Below are 17506 nucleotides of genomic sequence, written 5' to 3'. Positions count from 1 at the left end.
GTTTCTCTGATTCAATGCTGGGTAACGACACACAAGGCATCGAGTTTATACAGCTGTTTATCTTTATTGGGCGTGCCGAGATCGTAATCTAGCTGGCAGCGCTCATTCTCGGCATCACCCCATACCAGCAGAAGCGTTCCACGGGCCTGTTCAGCGCGCAAATATGCCTGACTGGCTTGCCCAACCATGCCAACTTCCCTATCTTGGCGGTTATTATCGTCATGCTTGTTGGCTGGGCCACTTGTGGTGTAAACCACCGCCCCCATCGGCACTTGGCTGCCATCAGCAAGTTTGACCGAGATTAAGAGAGGGTATCCGTTGAGGGTGCGAAAACGGACTTTGACTGCTGAACCGGCATAAGGGGCAATTTGGCGCTCCCCATCCTGAAGTTCAGTATTGAAATCCATACCATCAGGATCGAGGGTGATGGTGTTGTAGCGATATGGCGTCAGGGTCGGAACCAAGGCATAGCCGAAGCCGTCGATTTTTGCCCCTTGCCCATACATGACTTTGGCCCCACTGGCCCCTTTTGCCTCAATCAGCGCAAAGGTATCGCTCAGATACGGCCCCAGCGTGACGCCTCCGCGGTGGAAAGCTATGGCCCCACGGGTGCTGGCAGAACCTTGCCAGTAACCAGGGCTAAGTGAAGCACTGCCACTCAGGCTGGTGACCGGCAGCCGTTTTTGCAGGCTGCCACTAAAGGTATTTTCTTTGGATTGCTCACTGCGGGCGAAGTCCATGCTGTAACTGGCTGACTGATCGTCGCCCATCACACCGGCCAGCGAAGTCTGATAGCTGGCACCACTGATGCGACTATTAACAGCACCGGCAGAAACATAGGGGGCCTGAGGGTTGCCACCTAATGGGAATGAAACGGACATTTGCACCACGGTTTCATTGGTAGCGAGAAGGTTAGCTCCGTTCGCCGCCGGCATACCGCTACCGGGGTCGACAAAGTAAGTTTCGTTGGTGCCCCCGCCGGTTTTTTGTTTTGAAATAGCAAGGTTAAAACTGGTATTACGCCATAGCGTATTGGCATAACCCAATTGCAACTGGGTATCGCGCTCGCGTGAATTGCGGTAATCCTGTGAGGATGCCGTCAAATACAGTGAACCGTAACTGTTAAGATTCTGATTAAGGGAGATTTCAGCCCGGCTGCGCTGTTGGTAAGTCCCTGAGCTCCATACTTTACCGTTACTGGCCGCCCGTATACCCAATACATCACTTAAATCACGGTAACCTTCCGTTGAATAACGGTAGCCCGCCACTGATAACGTGGTGTTAGTGGTTTCAAAGGTACGACTGAAAGAAGCCCGTGCCATCCAGCCATTCTGCGATTTGTTCTCTGATGAGTGGGTATCGCTCGGAAGGCTGGCATGGGAATAGGTGGCATCCAGCCCCAAGGCACCGATATAGTGGGTAAAAACGCCACCCAGCATCACCGCCTGATATCCCGAGGCCAAGCGCATCCCGCTATTGGCCGTAATAGCGTTACTCACCCCCTGTTGATAGGTCAGCTCACCGAACATTTCTTGACTGCTCAAATCACGGACCTGGCCTGCGGCGAAGCTATAGCGTGAATAACCGGGGCGTAATGATTCAGGCACCGAGGAGAACGGCACTTGGAAGGTGCTGAGAGTGCCATCGGCCTCTTGAATTTCAACAGTTAAGTCACCGCCAAAGTTTGTTGCGGTTAAGTCATTGAATTCAAATGCTCCTGGCGAAACGGTGCTTTGATAAATTGGCCGATTATTCTGATATACCGTGACCTTAGCATTAGTTCTGGCAATTCCCCGGATAACAGGAGCATAACCACGTTGTGACTCCGGCAGCATGCGGTCATCGGTGCTCAGTGCAATACCGCTAAATCCCAGACTGGAGAAAAACTGGCCGGAACTGAATGTCTCACCCACAGTAACTTCACTGCCAATACTGGGTAGGGCACGTTGGCTGTATAAACGGTTAGATGTCCAGTTCGCCCCTCGGGTTGGGTCATAGCGCAAAGAGCCTTGTTGACGAAAACGCCACATCCCGGCATTGATGCCATTATTTAGGCTGAGATAAGTCGAGTCGGTGCTGCGTTTAATCCCATCTTTGTTATAACCCACATGGTATTGGTTTAAGTTGTAATTACTAAAACCAATGGTTTCTCCCGCCGTGAGATTGCGAGGGTCAACATAGCCACGTGGGACATTCTTCACATACAGTTGTGGAATCGATAAATCAAAACGCAATTTGGCATAATCGAAACGATAGTCACTGGCAGGCAACAGGGTTTTGAAATCCAGACAGTCATCTTCCTGATTGGCATTTTTCAGCACACTGTCATTTACGCCAGCTTGCAGCAGTTGTGACGCTGATAAGCAGGGAACAACTGCATCATCTTTGGTTATAAATATCAGTTCGATACGATCGACAAACTTGTTGTTCATATAGAGATCAACTTGGTATTTGCCTGCTTCATAACTGTCTTTCTTATTAAAGCGGGAAATGGCACCTAAGCCGAGTGATGAACCGCGCAATAACGCATCCTCAAACACATATTCGTCTTGCTTACTCTCATCTGCCGCTGACACAGAGTGACTGACCAACAGACCCTGTGTTAGCAGGTAGGATAACCAGGGAGCAAACCTCACGTTTTTTCCCTGTAGCCCGGCACATTCACGATCCTCATCACGACAACATTACAAATGGTAATCGCAAGGGATGTTAGTGCCATAATCATTGACCACGTTCAACGTGAGCAGCTCGCCTTTTTTGGCTTTAACCCCAGCGGGTAAAGCCAAATCAGTGGTCGAGTTAGGGGCAAACATCTCGTTGGTAGCAAATGAGATGGTTTTCCCGTCACTGACCAGTTTGGCATCACGCAGGCTTATGTAATAAGCCGTAGGATTGTGTATCTTGATTTTGTCACCATTGGTGCTCTCCAGAGTGACGCGGACCTTTGCACCCAAGGTATCGACGTTTTCTTTTAATGCAGCAGGGCGATAAAAGACTTTCAGTCGATTATTAACGATTAAAACCAGTTTGTTTTCAGGCTGTGTATCGGCTTTTTTTAAGGCGGGAATTTGTAAAAAATTCAGATAGAAAACGGATTCACGATCTTTGGGTAAATTACGCTCAATATAGGACAGGCGAACCACTTGGCCACTTTTGGCTTCCATCCGGAATATTTGGGGAGTCAATGTGAAAGGGACATCACTTTTTGATGGCGAAGACTGATTATTGCCATCATCCATCCATAATTGGACCAAATTAGGGTGGTCATCTTTATTACTGAGCTGTAGCACCTTCTCCCGAGTACCTTCAGGATAAATGATACGTGTCCCTGTCATGACAACACTGGCTTGCGTCCATAAGGGTACGCCGCTAAGCAGTAATAATGTGCAGGCGATAATGTTGTGGGCAGTCAGTGTCATGGCGCTTACTTGTCCTTGGTTTTGCTGGTTTGCATCGGCTCCGTTACCGGTTGGCCAACATATTCATGAAACAGTTTGGATTTCACGAATAGTCAGGGATAGGTGATCGCATATTGCGCGGAAGCAATAACGCTCCCTGCGGTGGCGCGACCTTCTTCTGTAATATATTGGGCTGCCAAATCTTGTGATGCTGATGTCGAACCAGCGACCAGCGTAATTCCAGGTACTGAAACGCTGCCACCAGACATACGAATAGGAGCGCCATTCGCATCAAGTAACTGAATAGCAACATTTTGTGCTGTTCCTACATTGCCCAGATTACCGGCAGATGTGACGTTCATTCCCTGAAAAACAGAGCTGATTTTGGTGTCTTGAATGGCGATATTGCAGCCAGTGAGATTGATGGTGAAATTGGTTTTACCAGCGACAGCATTGACTTGATTCAAGTTACTGGTTGAGACGGTGGGTAACAGAACAACAGGTGTGTTGGCTGTGCCATTGATATCAACCATGCAAGTCTGTTCAGCAACTTCCCCCTGAAATTTGATTGTGTTATTTGAAGTCGCCGCTAACGCGATACCCGGTAGGGTCAATAGCGCCAACGTCATTAGTGTTTTTCCCATGTCATTCCCACTTAAATTTATATTTTCATTAACGGGAGTCTTCAGCATTCAACAAAATAAGCGATTATTTAGCTGAATATGATCTTCCGTTATTTATATTGGCTATCTGGTTTCGCGACCGGTGGTAGTGTAAGGGGAAAACAGAGGGGACAGAATGAGAGGCGTCTTTGTTTTGTATGTGAAATTTCCTACAAAAACTGTAGGAACTTGTCCTGCTTAGATTTGAAGTAATTATAAAGTCTATTTATTACAATGTATTACGTATTGTTTGGGGTGTGTAATGATACTTCTGTTATAAAGCATGAATAATTAGTTCATAAAAAACTCGTCAAAACGTCTGACGAGTTTCAATGAAAACATTAATTTAATCCCTTAATTCTAGGGCGGCGAACTACCTATTTCAGCGTATGAGGCTATTAATTCCACTAATAATTGGTTCGTCTGAGTCAATAGTGCCAGGTAGTCAACGCCATAGGTAATAACGGCATATTTATCCTGTGCGTGCAGCAGGGATTCGAGTTTAATGCAGCTGTCCACCAGAGGCAGGGCATCAATCAATTGTACGCCGCCCTTAATTCGATGAACCAGACTGGCCATTTCTTTATAAACTTCAGCAGACATAGTGCTGTCATCATCGACGGTGAAGCGTGAATACAGTTGTGTTAACGCCGCAGTATCTTGCACATTACTCTCCAGCAATGATTGCAATAGCTGCAACTCCACTTCGCTGTTGCCTCCCGAGAGGCTTTTTAGCTTATTTTGCGCGGCAACAAGGGGCGTAGCGGGTTCATTGTTAACAATATTTGGCACGCTATCTTGTACCGTGACATCACCAACAGACGCATGAGAGGGTATGTTCGCATCACTGCTAATAATTTCCTGACGCAGCAGGGTGGTGCGCAGTGTATCGATAGTGACAGGTTTAATCATACAGTCATTCATACCGGCGTCATTGCAACGGGTGGTACTCTCTTCTCGCGCATCTGCGGTGCAACCAATGATGACCAACTCTTTCATCGTGGCACTATTACGGATATGGGCCGCCAGTTCATAGCCATTCATCAACGGCATATTGTAGTCGGTGATGACGGCATCAAAACTATAATGCTGCAATATCTGCCAGGCTTCAGCGCCATTCTCGGCACTCATCACTTGCTCGATACCGATAAAGGCTAACTGTTGCTGAAGTAACTGACGGTTAGCCGGTAAATCATCTACCACCAGAATGCGCAAATTTTTCAACTGATTCAGTTGCGCTTCATCTGCGACGGCAATGGCTGATTCCTGTGGTAAATCATCGGCACTGGCAACTTCCAGCGGTAATGTAATAAACAGGCTGGTACCTTTGCCGAGTTGGCTTTCTAAGGTAATTTCCCCACCCATTTTATGAATCAGCTGATGGCAGATCCATAGCCCCAAACCAGAACCTCCGAAACGCGGTGATTTCCCCTCGTTGGCCTGGCTGAATGGCTGGAATAATGTGGCTTGTGCCGCAGGAGAAATGCCAATACCGGTGTCGGTAATATCAATATTCATTACCCCATGTTTGTCGTCGATAGCTTCCCAGGTGATATCCACTGACACGCTACCTTGTTCGGTAAACTTCAGCGCGTTGCCCAATAGATTACCCATGACTTGCCGTACCCGCAGCATATCTACCATGACTAAATCAGGGATTTGATTATCTACCCAACCAGAGAACCGCAGATTACGTTCATCGGCGATGGGTTGATAAATCGTAAACATTCGCTCTATTTCCTGACGGAAATCGACCACGGCGGGGTGAACACTCAGTTGCCCGGCTTCGATTTTGGCAGAGTCGATGATGTCATCAAGCAAAAGCATCAGCGATTGAGCAGACTTGGAAACTGTGACTAATGTGTTTTTATTGACTGGCTGTTCACTGCGTATCTCCAGCTCCAACAATCCCATAATGGCGTACATGGGGGTGCGCAGCTCATGGCTAATGGTCGCCAGGAAGGTACTCTTGGTGCGGTTAGCGCTTTCGGCTTCGACGCGGGCGGCTTCCAGTTGCCGTTCAACTGTTTTGCGTTGGCTGATATCCAGCCAGCCACCGAGTAGACTGCGCTCAGCATTATCCAGCGGAATAATCCACAGGAAGATATCCCGCAACTCTCCGTTGATCTCAAGAGAGAGGTCCACCATTTGCGGTTTTCGGTTGGTTAACACCATGCGGCAATATTTATCTATTTCGCGATCCAATGGGCTGGTCATTGGCCAATTGGCAGGCTCATTATTATGATTGAGCAGGTCGTTTAGCTTATCCTGATGCGCGTCAGCAAAGTGGCTATTATAAACGGCCAGTTCTCCAGCAGCAGTACGAATAAATACCGCGAATGGCAGAGCATTAATAATCGACTCTTGTTGTAGCAAACGAGCATGTAACAACGCGGCCTGACGGCGTTTATTGAATACCAGATAACCCAGATATAAACCGAACACTAATAGCAGGCCTGAACTGATTTTCAGCGTTAACATCAGCCATTCGTTGTCTTCCAGGCTTTCATCAAAACTGATGGGTTTAGGTTTAAATGTGCTCCAGTCACTGATGATATTGTCCAGTTCTTCCGGTGGGATAGATTCAATGACTTTATCTACGATGGCTTTTAATTCAGGAAGCTTCGGGCTGATAGCAAATGCCATCATCAGCGGCTCTTCGCCGGTGACCGCAACCGTTTTAATATTGGGGGTAAAGTTCTGTGCTGACAGATAGTTAGCGGTCATCATATTTTTGATAATCGCGTCGACTTTCCCTTGTTGTAACATGCGCACCAACGTCATGGTATCGGGGGCTTCAACAAAGGTGATTTTTTGTGCCAAAAGAGTGTTGTTAATTACACCACCGGAAGTGCTACCCGCTTGTATCCCAACGCGTTTTCCCGCCAGGTCCGCGACGTTGTTGATATCGTTACGATCTTCTCGCGTCAAAATACCCCACAACGATTGTGCGACGGGCGAGGAGTAAAGGTTATTACCGTATTGGCCATTGCGTACCGCGACAATCGGCAGCATATCTATCTTTCCGGCAGCAAAATCACGCACACCTTCGCCGCTGTCCTTAATATAAATCGGCTTAAATTTAATACCGGTTCGGCGTGAAATAATGTCGATGAGATCAATAGAGAAACCGGCCATTTCACCGGTTTGGCGATCACGGAATATTAATGGAGCCAAATCCAGTGGCGCAGCGTAGGTCACCTCTGGATGATGCTGAATCCAGTTAAGTTCTTGTTCTGTAAGCAGTAATTTAGCATCAATATTATAATGATGTTTGCTGCCAAACCAACGTTGTTGAATATCGCCGGTAGCGCGGCTGGGTAGCAATTCCAGAATCTGATTAATGTAATCAATCAGTTTTTGATTTTTTTCCAGCGCCAGGAAGGTGTAAGGGGCTGGGTGATAAGGGGCAAAGTTACGAATTTGCAGTGTCAGCAGCTGTAATTGGTCAATCAAATAGTTGGCTGATGTGGCATTGGCCACAAAGACATCGGCATTGCCATAGGCAACGGCCAGTAACCCTTGTAACTGGTTAGGATAGGCGACGATTTTATCTGCATGATAATTAAACAAAAATTCCGGTGAAAGCGGTTCGTTATTGACGATAGCCACTGTTTCCGGATGGGTGCGTTTGGTGGGATCCCAGTTCTTACTACGAACCTCAACATGCCGGTTAGTGAAGAAGGCATGGGAAGCAATAAGTCCTGGCTGAGCGGGCATTGGAGTGCCTGCCATTAAATCGACCTGACCATTTTCCAGTGCATTCAGTACTAAGCCGTAATCGCAATAACCAATCATCTGGAAAGAGAGTTGGCTGGCGTCACTGATGATTTTTAGATAATCCGCGACAATACCTTCGATGGAAGTATCATCGCGGTTAACAACAAACGGGGTATTGGCATCAATAACCACGCCCACTTTTACCGTACGCCGGCTTGATTGGCGGGCATCAGTCGCTGGAGGGAGTAATAAGTCTTCACTGTAACTGTTTGCAATACTGTGTATGGTCAACGGCTGACCGGTATCACACCCCTGACGACTCGTCATCAGGGCAGCATGAAGTTGCCCGCTCAGTAACACCAGGCAACACAGTAAAATGCGTAAAGGAAACCAACGACGTAGAGATAATACAGTACGCGGTAAATCAGACCTGGCTGAACTAGACCAAATTATGGGTATGCGCATAATCTGCCAGTTCAATTACAGAACTCAGTCCTAATTTAGTCAGGATGCGCGTTTTATAGGTACTGACAGTTTTGTTGCTGATAAACATCTCGTCGGCAATCTGTTTATTTGACAAACCATTGACCAGATAACGTAAAACATTAATTTCTCGCTCTGACAACAAACGAGCCCGATTGACGGGATCATGGCTTGAAGGCTGCCCGGCTAATTGGGTCAAGGTTTCAGATGGAAAGAAAGAATACCCGCGTAATACGTTCTGTGCGGCAAATAGAATTTCGCTAATATCTTTATTTTTACTAATGAAACCGTTGGCTCCAGCCTGTAATGCTCGCACAGCAAAAACTTGCTCATTCTTAGCTGACAAAAATAACGATTTACCGGTAAAACCACGTTGTTGCAGTTTTTTCAGCAATGAAAAACCATCAAAGTTTGGCAGTTCAATATCGATAATAACCAGGTCAACCGTATTATTTTTTAATGTTTCCAGGGCCTCACTGCCATCAACTGATTCGTAAATAGTTGAAAATTCGTTGCTTTGTGAAAGCAATGCACGAATGGCAACACGAATTGCCGGGTGGTCATCAACTATCATCACTGATTTAGTCATGTTATCTCCGTAAACCGTTATATCTTGGGATTCGCAGAGTTAATTCACTGCTCCTCGCTCGCACCGATCGACTTCAAATGATTACCCAAGACGAGATAAACAAGAACCGCTACTGCCGATGCCCAAAGTAATAATTATGTAAGGTACTATTTCGGTGATTTTAATCTCTAATTATAGATTATCAAGAAAAGATTCTTACTGATCGCCTTTGTTGCGTAGTCCAATTCATCCTATAGACATTCTTCTGTTTAGAGAATTGATTATAAACGAATTAGGATTTTTTTTATTGAAATGCAATTGTTTGACTCAGTAAAAAACACAGGAATAGTAAAGTTATCACTCTAAATGTAAATATATAAGACTTTTCGATGCCTTATGTAGGAAAGTTCCAGGGCACATTGCTGAATTTATTCCAGCATAAATATCAGAGAGATAGTCTCTGATTTGATAATGCTTCGTCAAAATGGGGAAAAAATGAATTAATGATGCTTTAAGGATCTTGCTATCACGGTAAAAGTGACAGCAAACGTGGTAGCAAAACAAAGCAAAAAACCCGCTTAGTTGCCTAAGCGGGTTTCTCTAATATGGCTCCTCTGACTGGGATCGCCTTTGCCAATAAGTGGCTAATAAACAAGCTAAACCTGAATTCCCTTTCTGTCAAGACCACCAGAATGACCACCAAACGAAGCTGGTTATATAAAACTGATTTGAGCGGTCTCGTGCATTTGGTGATCGTTACTATGGTAATATCTACAAGGCAGTTTGCTTTGTGTCAGAAGCAAACGTTGCTAAGTTCGCACTGCATTAATTAGATAGGATCAGGTCAAACCTTCTTCCGATGGTTTTAGAAAGCGGCGCTGTACTTGCTCAAAATAAAGTAGCGGTGAGTACGATTTTTAATGCTCACGCACGTTCTTTTAGATAAAGTAATTTTGTCGTTAAAAAATATATTTATTTGCAACCTGAAAGCTAATTTTTAGATAAACAGATGTCAGCCAGATTTAGCAATACTTCAGCTAACTTATTGGGCTAAGCGCTTTAAGCATCTTGAAAAAGTTATCCCTAGCCATGTTCCTGATATCCAAATGCCCCCTTGTTTCATTTGCTTGAGGAAAACTGTATGGGCGAGTTCGTAGCAGAATATTCGGATGTACTTCGAAGTTGGCAAGATCATTGTTTTAAATTCAATATTGCCGTCCCACAGACAAACACACCAGGGCTTCGAAAGCCTCAGTTAGCTGCTATTTATGCGACTTTAGGGCATTTGGTGATAGATCCTTCTACACCTGCAACGGTCGTTATGCCAACTGGTACTGGCAAAACCGATACCATGCTAGCACTACTCATCTCTGGAAAAATGGAAAGGACCCTGATTCTTGTTCCATCAGATGCCCTCAGAAGTCAATTAGTAGGCAAATGTTCAAACCTTAAAACACTACGCAGTGTAGGAGCGGTATCCGACGTTGCACTGAATCCTGTCGTTGCCGCAATCAGTTCTGGAATGTCTGAAAAAGAAGTTCTAATGCTTTCTGAAGCAAATGTTATTGTTGCAACTCCGCAAGCACTACGATTATTCGACGGGGAAGCAGTTAAAGCCCTAGGGGGGATGTGTAGTCACCTATTTATTGACGAAGCTCATCACGTTCCGGCGAACAGTTGGGATCGAGTCAAAAATATATTTAAAGGTAAACCGTGTATCCAGTTTACAGCAACGCCATTTCGGGAAGATGGTTTAGCTTTAGAGGGTAAAATTATATATAACTATCCTCTAAAGGATGCACAAGACGATGGTTATTTCAAAAATATCGAATTCCATCCAGTGCGGGAATATAATTTAGACCTCTCAGATCAAGCTATTGCGGATAAAGCCGTAGAACTTCTAAGGAAAGATATTGATGCTGGTTACAATCATCTAATGTTAGTTCGGGCAAAATCACAAAAACGTGCAGAATCTCTTTTTGAAATTTACAGCTCGTATACAGACCTGAGCTCAATCTTGATGCACAGTAAAGTGCCTAATCAGACGAAAGTTTTTGAAGAAATCGTTCAGAAAAAATATCGAATTATTGTCTGTGTAGATATGCTGGGAGAAGGTTTTGATTTGCCCGAACTTAAGATCGCGGCAATTCATGACCAACATAAAAGCCCTGCGGTAACGCTACAGTTTATTGGCCGACTAACAAGAGTAGATGACACTCTTGGAGATGCCAAGTTCGTAGCTAATATTGCTAACCAAAAAACTGATCACCAGATGTCAGATCTCTACAAAGAAAGCGCCGACTGGGGAAAAGTAATCCGTGACGTAAGTCAGGAAAAGGTCAGTTTCGAAATTGAAAAAGAAGTTTTTAATGAGCAGTTCTCTGATGACACAGAGTCGGATTCTATCTTTGGTCTGAACCCAAATCCAAAAGTCAGTGCAATGGCTTATCACTTGTCGCCGAAAAATTGGCAGCCTGCAAAAGCTCGAAACTTCAATGGCCGCAGAGAAAATTTGAAGCATATTTCAATTAATGATGATGCTGATACAATCATAATGGTAACAAGACGCGAGACATTAGTGGGATGGGCGCAAACTGAGGCTATCGTTGACACCAATTGGGTCTTGTATCTGGCGTTTTATAACGAACCTGAGAACACGCTTTTCGTTCATACTTCAGGAGATGATACACAAGCGACCCAGTTCCTGAAATTGATTGCTAAAGATGCTGTCCGTATCAATGGTGAACCTACCTTCCGTTCGCTTCACAATATCAAATTGATGAAATTGCAAAACGTAGGTTTATCTCGAGCCCGAAAGGACCTCCGATTTACAATGCATGTTGGGCACGACATCAATCAAGTTATTAGTGACATCGAAAAAGGTAACGCGAAGAAATCCAATATATTTGCGACTGGATTCGAGTTGGGTGAGCGCACTACAGTAGGATGCTCGCACAAAGGTAAAATTTGGGAAATGAATTCATCACCCATCAACTATTGGATTAAATGGTGTAAACGTATCTCAACAAAACTCAATGACCAATCAATCGACCCAGGTGATGTTTTGAAGAACGTCATGCGAGCAGAGAAAATTGAGAATAAATGGCCTGCAGGTCTGTTTTACTGTGACTGGCCCGAAACAATCGCAATTGAAAATGAGCAAAAAATCTCACTCATTTTTCAAGGCGAGAGGTACAATCTACTTGATATTGTACTGGGTAGACCAAGCAACAATGATGACCTAACCCTGAGAATCCCTGTACTCACAGTTGATAACGACGGATTAGAGCAGCACCTTACAAACATCTATATCAAGCTCTTAGCAGATGGTTACAAAACTCACTGTCCCGATCTGAAAATTGTTTTCTCACAGGAAATGCCACTGGATGAATATCTGGATGGTGAAGCTCTTGTGCTGCTAAGCGTTGATGGGGCAATGCTCCACGGAAATTATCGTTACTTTTCACCCAACGGTGTGAATGTAAAACTACCCAAAGCTTTGCTCGAAACATGGGACTGGGGAACAACAAAAATTTATCAGGAGTCAATGCGCGCAGAAAAGCGTTTAGATAGCGTACAGGGATTCACCTACCAAAAAATTGCTGATGACTTCGGAATTGTCTTCAATGACGATGGTGCAGGTGAAATCGCTGATCTCGTTGCAATTCGCGTAAATAAAGACAGGATCTACATTAGTTTATTCCATTGTAAATACTGTCCTTTGACTGATGGAGCCGCTATACCGGGTGCCCGCTTGAGCGATGTTTACGAGGTGTGCGGCCAGGCCTCCAGGTCAGTAAAGTGGCTATATACTGGTGAAAAATTTTTTGACCGTCTGCTTGAACGCTACCAAAAATCTCTTTCAATAGGTTTCGACAGAATACTTAAAGGAACACCACTGCAACTTGAAATATTACGCAATAAGTGCCATGACCATGAGCTTGTATTCAATTTTGTCATAGTCCAGCCTGCTGTCTCAGCTAAGAAACTATCTGAAGAACAGTTGACTGTTTTAGGTACAAGCTATTCATACATTAAAAGCATTTCCGGCTCGGATATAAAGGTCATCATTAGTCCTTAAAATTAAATTTATTGAAAATAATGTGTGTGATTCATAAGCATTGCAATCGAGACGAGTGATTGTCGCCACCAGACCCAGCCGCCTAGCCCGAAACTCAGCATTTCGTGGTTCGGCGGAGCTAACTGGCTTTGCTAGTTAGTGGTATTGGGCTGACGACCCGGTTTACCGGGGAGCCGGAGGGCGCCATGTGGATTTTTTAAGAGATAATTGGTATCAATATGGTTAATGAAGGACGAAGATAATTGCTGACAAGATAATGTCTTTTAAGTGCTGTGAGTTCAACCGATGGATGCAACACACTTATTGAACCGCTCTGCGGGTGATTCATAGTCTAGCGTTTTTCTCGGCCTTTCATTTAGCTGTCTGGCAACACTGTTAAGTCTTTGCTGGCTGTGAACCGATAAGTCAGTTCCTTTTGGAAAATATTGTCTGAGCAACCTGTTCGTATTTTCATTTGAGCCTCGTTGCCAGGGAGATTGAGGATCACAGAAATAAATCTGAATGTCTGTCGCTACAGTAAACCGAGTGTGGCTGGTCATTTCAGCACCTCGATCCCATGTTAGTGTTTTATAAAGCTCAACAGGCAATTCCCGGGCGTGTTTGATGAGTGCAGATATAACAGTTATGGTTTTGTTGTCCCTGATTTTGGCCAGCATAACAAAGCGGGAATGGCGTTCAACGAGGGTGACGATATAGTAGTTTTTCGAGCCCTGGATCAGGTTACCTTCCCAGTGACCTGGTATGGCTCTATCTGCGGCTTCAGGTGGCCTTTCGCTGATAGGTATCGCATTCGGGATTGACCCTAATCCTTTCCCTTTAAGTGATGACGTTCTGGATCTACGCACTGCTCTTCCGCTTCTGAGGCATTGCTGCAGTTCTTTTTTTAATGCTCCCCGAGTTTGTATAAAAAGCGTTTTATAAATCGTTTCGTGTGACACATGCATTTCCTGATTATCCGGATAACAGCGTTTCAGCCAACCGGCGATTTGTTCCGGCGACCAGTCCTGATGCATCTTCTCTGCAATGATTTTACACAATGTGGGGCTTTCAATTAGCTTGCAAGGTTTTGGTCTCAGAGCACTTTCCCACGCAGCAGTATCCGCTTTTGCTGCACGGTATTGTTTTGCACCTCCGTGCCTCTTGATCTCGCGGCTAATCGTTGAAGGGGCTCTTGATAATTTGTCTGCGATGTCCCTGATGCTACGTTTTGCTACCAGTCCTCTGGATATCTCCTCTCTTTCATCAAGCGAAAGCGCTAACCGGTGCCGCTTACGTACAGGAGGACGATACCCACCAGTCTGGTGGATAGTGGGCATGATAGAAGAATGATATCTGTCGAACATTCTGGCGATATCATGCAGGGAATCACCTTGCTTATACCTGTCCCAGATAATCGCTTTCTGTTCTGGCGTGTAGTTAATTCGCGTTCTTCGTTTCATGGCAGCGCCCCCCTTTGATTAAGGATAGCGTTGCATCGACCCGTTGAACTCACAGTGAGAAGCGGAAGCTCGCAGTTACTCTTACAGCCGATATAGGCGTTACTAACAAAGCTGTATGTCTATAAACGGGGGAGCAAGTTTTTACTGCTTAAAAAACAGGCTTGGTGTGAGATATTTTCCTTTTCCCAAGCGGACCTCATTCTCCTGGATTTGATGGTCAATAACATCAATGTGCTTCTGATCCGTCGATGGGGCTGTTCATTACATACTATTCTTGATATCTGGATGCACTTGTTGATTTTTTGAGGCCAACTTATGGCTACGGGGAGAAGGCAGAAAATCCGGGGAATTAATAGGTTATCACAGAGGTTTTGCCAATGAGTGACACGACAGAGAGTGTGAAGGGAAGATCATCAGGAGCGAACCCAAAAGAATGCGACCTGATAATGAAAGGTGGAATAACCAGCGGAGTCGTCTATCCCTTGGCAATTGTCGAAATTGCTAAGGCTTTTAGATTGCGCTCTATCGGTGGGACCAGTGCGGGAGCGATCGCTGCTGCCGGGGCTGCAGCTGCAGAAGCTGGCCGACAACGACGGAATAACAAACTGCTGAACGAAGACAGCCTGTGTCGTGATTTTGCGCTGCTTGGAGAGCTGCCCGGTTATCTTGCCTCAAAGGGGCCTGCCGGCACGCCTTCCGGGTTGCAGGGAATGTTTTGTGCTCATCCCCAACTGGCAAGGTTGTTCGGACGACTCACGGCGGCGTTCAGCATTGAAAAAGTGGGAGCTAGATGGGTTAAAATTATCTGCAGCTTACTGGCTGAGTCAATTTACCCCTTGCTCATTGGTATGATCGTCTGGATGCTGCCGATGCTATATACCCTAGGACATGACCTGACGTTCGCCAGTAGCGTCTGGAGCATGATCGGAGGTTTGCTGAGCGGAATGATCCTGAGCATGGTGGTTCTGGCTGCGCGAATCATCTGTGTTCTTCGCGGGAATGGCTTTGGCTTATGTAGTGGTATGCCACCGCTTGGTGACACCAAAGAGGTTGCTGCACAATGTCTGACGGTCTGGCTGGCGCATTATCTGGATAAATTAAGTGGTCAGGCTGATACGAAAGGCATTACGGTGAAGAAGCCGTTGACATTTGGTGACCTGAAAGCTCTGGGTATTGACCTGCAGATGATGACAACCTGCGTATCGCAGGGCCGTCCCTACCGGTTACCTTTCCGGGATGAAGAAGCAATACGCGAAAACAACCAGTTCTTTTTCAGGGAACAAGAATTTCGCGAGCTATTTCCTGAATATGTGGTCGACTGGATGGTCTCCAATCAGCGTCCAGTCAGTACTGTGCGGGGAGCCAGGCCGGAGGATGAATTCTGCCGTTTGCCTGAACCTGACAATCTGCCGGTGGTCGTGGCCGCAAGAATGAGCCTGAGCTTTCCGATCCTGCTTAGTGCTATTCCGCTCTATGCCAAAGATTATCAGCAAACAGCAGGAGAGCTTGAGCGATGCTGGTTTTCTGATGGTGGCCTGACCGCGAATTTCCCGATCCACTTTTTTGATGCGCCGTTACCTGAGCGACCCACCTTTGGTCTTAACCTTGGGGAGGTACAGGATCCCCGTGCTGACAGGGTGTATTTCCCTAGCAGCAATCGCTCATCTTTGCAGTACAACTGGAACCGCTTCGAAAGCTCCTCCGCACTGGGTTCACTGACCGGTTTTGCAGGGGCCATTTTTAATACCATGCAGGGATGGAACTATGAGACTCAGGCGCGTCTGCCCGGATACCGTGACAGGATCGCGGTAATCAGACTGACTGCACAGGAGGGAGGGCTAAACCTGGCAATGCCATCAAGCCGGATCCTGGCGCTTGCAGAGTATGGAAGAGAGGCTGGTATCGGTTTTGTACGTCGTTTCGGTGACTGCAGTTATTTGCCGGATGTGCTGCCAGAGAACAAGATGAACTGGGAAAATCACCAGATCATTCGCCTGCGTTCGCTGATAGCCGCCATCAGCGAAATGCTTCTTGACCTTAAAAAGGGTGATGATGCTTTACGCGCAAACCCGGAACAATGTTACGAGCGCTTTTTTTCGATGAAAACCGAAAGCTACTGTTTTCAGGATATTGGTAGTGTACATATTGCCGGGCAACCCTGGACGTCTCAGGCCGTTCTGGCAAAGCATATGCTTGAAGTGTTGTTAGCTCTTGCGGCAGAAATTGAAGTGGCTATATCGTCATCAAGCAGCGCTTCGGTCAATCCTGGATATAAATCCCCTAAACCTCCTCCGGAGATGAAACTGAGAACGCGGATTTAATGTCCTGGTGAGTAACAAGATGGAATAACCCCCTCGCCCTTATTCATGGGAGGGCGGGGAGTGTCATGAAATGAATTGCCATCGATTCGGCGCCATCTGTTAAGTTCGAACAAAGGGAGGGGGGAAACTATGGTTCTTGAGGTCTCTCGGGGTCATATTCAGGTAAAAATTGGAGATAGAACGGTGACCCTTCAAGGTGATATGTCATTTCCAGGTAACGATAAAATTGGCTTTGTGCTGTACAGGGGAGCTTTGAGGTTTTGGGATACGCCTAATCAAAGTCAGGTTATGACTGTTGATGATGTCGATATGATTGTTGCTGATATTCAGGCCGATTTTTCCAGGGGAGGGCATACCTTAGAAGTTGAACCTTAGTATGTGCAAAAGGTTCTGGAGGGGCGTTTGACACTGGATTTGATACTACTAACCTTCGGAGTAAGTTACAGAGATCCTTCCTTGATGCCGCGCATCCTCAGAACCAATGACCGGCCCCCAGTACTCGATATAACCCTGTCCAGCGTCAGCAAAACACCGCCACCGGCTGCGCGGACAACTGCATAATTGCAATTGCAGGCACAATCCGGCATCGATGCGTAGCCTTGCTCGCAGAACTGCTGGCAAACCTCCCGCGTTCTTCATTTCGGCGTCGGCCAAGGGTATTCAGTCAATCAGCGGTGAGACTGTCACCTCTCATACTGAATGCGAGATATTTAACCGGCAGCTATGAGCGAAGTATAGTCATTCGCACCCTGAGAATTGAATAGACCCTAGTTCCCTAGACGGTTCTGTGCCTCATGAACCAGGCACTTTCATAAACTGCAGGGGGCTGATCCT

At 45.9% G+C, this 17506-nt stretch carries 9 protein-coding genes; 3 read left to right on the top strand and 6 right to left on the bottom strand.

Going from position 1 to position 17506, the window contains the following annotated elements:
- Positions 1-11: 11 nt before the first annotated feature.
- The 5 genes from QSV56_RS21300 to QSV56_RS21280 form a co-directional block, all read right to left on the bottom strand.
- Positions 12-2636, bottom strand: coding sequence for a fimbria/pilus outer membrane usher protein (locus QSV56_RS21300; RefSeq protein WP_046051206.1), 2625 nt, complete (start codon positions 2634-2636; stop codon positions 12-14).
- Positions 2637-2684: 48 nt separating this feature from the next.
- Entirely contained in the window at positions 2685-3419 is a 735-nt protein-coding gene (locus QSV56_RS21295) for a molecular chaperone (protein WP_019080919.1), read from the bottom strand.
- A gap of 92 nt (positions 3420-3511) precedes the next feature.
- Complete coding sequence (locus QSV56_RS21290) at positions 3512-4042, bottom strand: fimbrial protein (RefSeq protein WP_005164580.1); 531 nt, start codon at positions 4040-4042, stop codon at positions 3512-3514.
- Positions 4043-4420: 378 nt separating this feature from the next.
- Complete coding sequence (locus QSV56_RS21285; RefSeq protein ID WP_050122751.1) at positions 4421-8140, bottom strand: transporter substrate-binding domain-containing protein; 3720 nt, start codon at positions 8138-8140, stop codon at positions 4421-4423.
- A gap of 79 nt (positions 8141-8219) precedes the next feature.
- Positions 8220-8852 (bottom strand): response regulator transcription factor, encoded by a 633-nt coding sequence (locus tag QSV56_RS21280; RefSeq protein WP_019080917.1) that lies wholly within the window; start codon positions 8850-8852, stop codon positions 8220-8222.
- Between the two features lie 1120 nt (positions 8853-9972).
- Here QSV56_RS21280 and QSV56_RS21275 point away from each other — a divergent pair.
- Complete coding sequence (locus QSV56_RS21275; protein WP_301213690.1) at positions 9973-12912, top strand: DEAD/DEAH box helicase; 2940 nt, start codon at positions 9973-9975, stop codon at positions 12910-12912.
- A gap of 278 nt (positions 12913-13190) precedes the next feature.
- Here the strand turns inward: QSV56_RS21275 and QSV56_RS21270 are convergent, their stop codons facing one another.
- Complete coding sequence (locus QSV56_RS21270; protein WP_301213688.1) at positions 13191-14351, bottom strand: IS30 family transposase; 1161 nt, start codon at positions 14349-14351, stop codon at positions 13191-13193.
- A 377-nt stretch (positions 14352-14728) separates the two neighbouring features.
- Here QSV56_RS21270 and QSV56_RS21265 point away from each other — a divergent pair, with 377 nt between their 5' ends.
- Complete coding sequence (locus tag QSV56_RS21265; protein ID WP_301213686.1) at positions 14729-16672, top strand: patatin-like phospholipase family protein; 1944 nt, start codon at positions 14729-14731, stop codon at positions 16670-16672.
- Positions 16673-16801: 129 nt separating this feature from the next.
- Entirely contained in the window at positions 16802-17047 is a 246-nt protein-coding gene (locus tag QSV56_RS21260) for an Imm74 family immunity protein (protein ID WP_301213684.1), read from the top strand.
- Positions 17048-17506 lie beyond the last annotated feature (459 nt).

Source organism: Yersinia sp. 22-579, from assembly GCF_030433455.1.
GTDB classification, from domain to species: Bacteria; Pseudomonadota; Gammaproteobacteria; order Enterobacterales; family Enterobacteriaceae; genus Yersinia; species Yersinia enterocolitica.
Note: the sequence above shows the minus strand (reverse complement) of the source record. Positions and strands in the feature narration are given on the sequence as shown.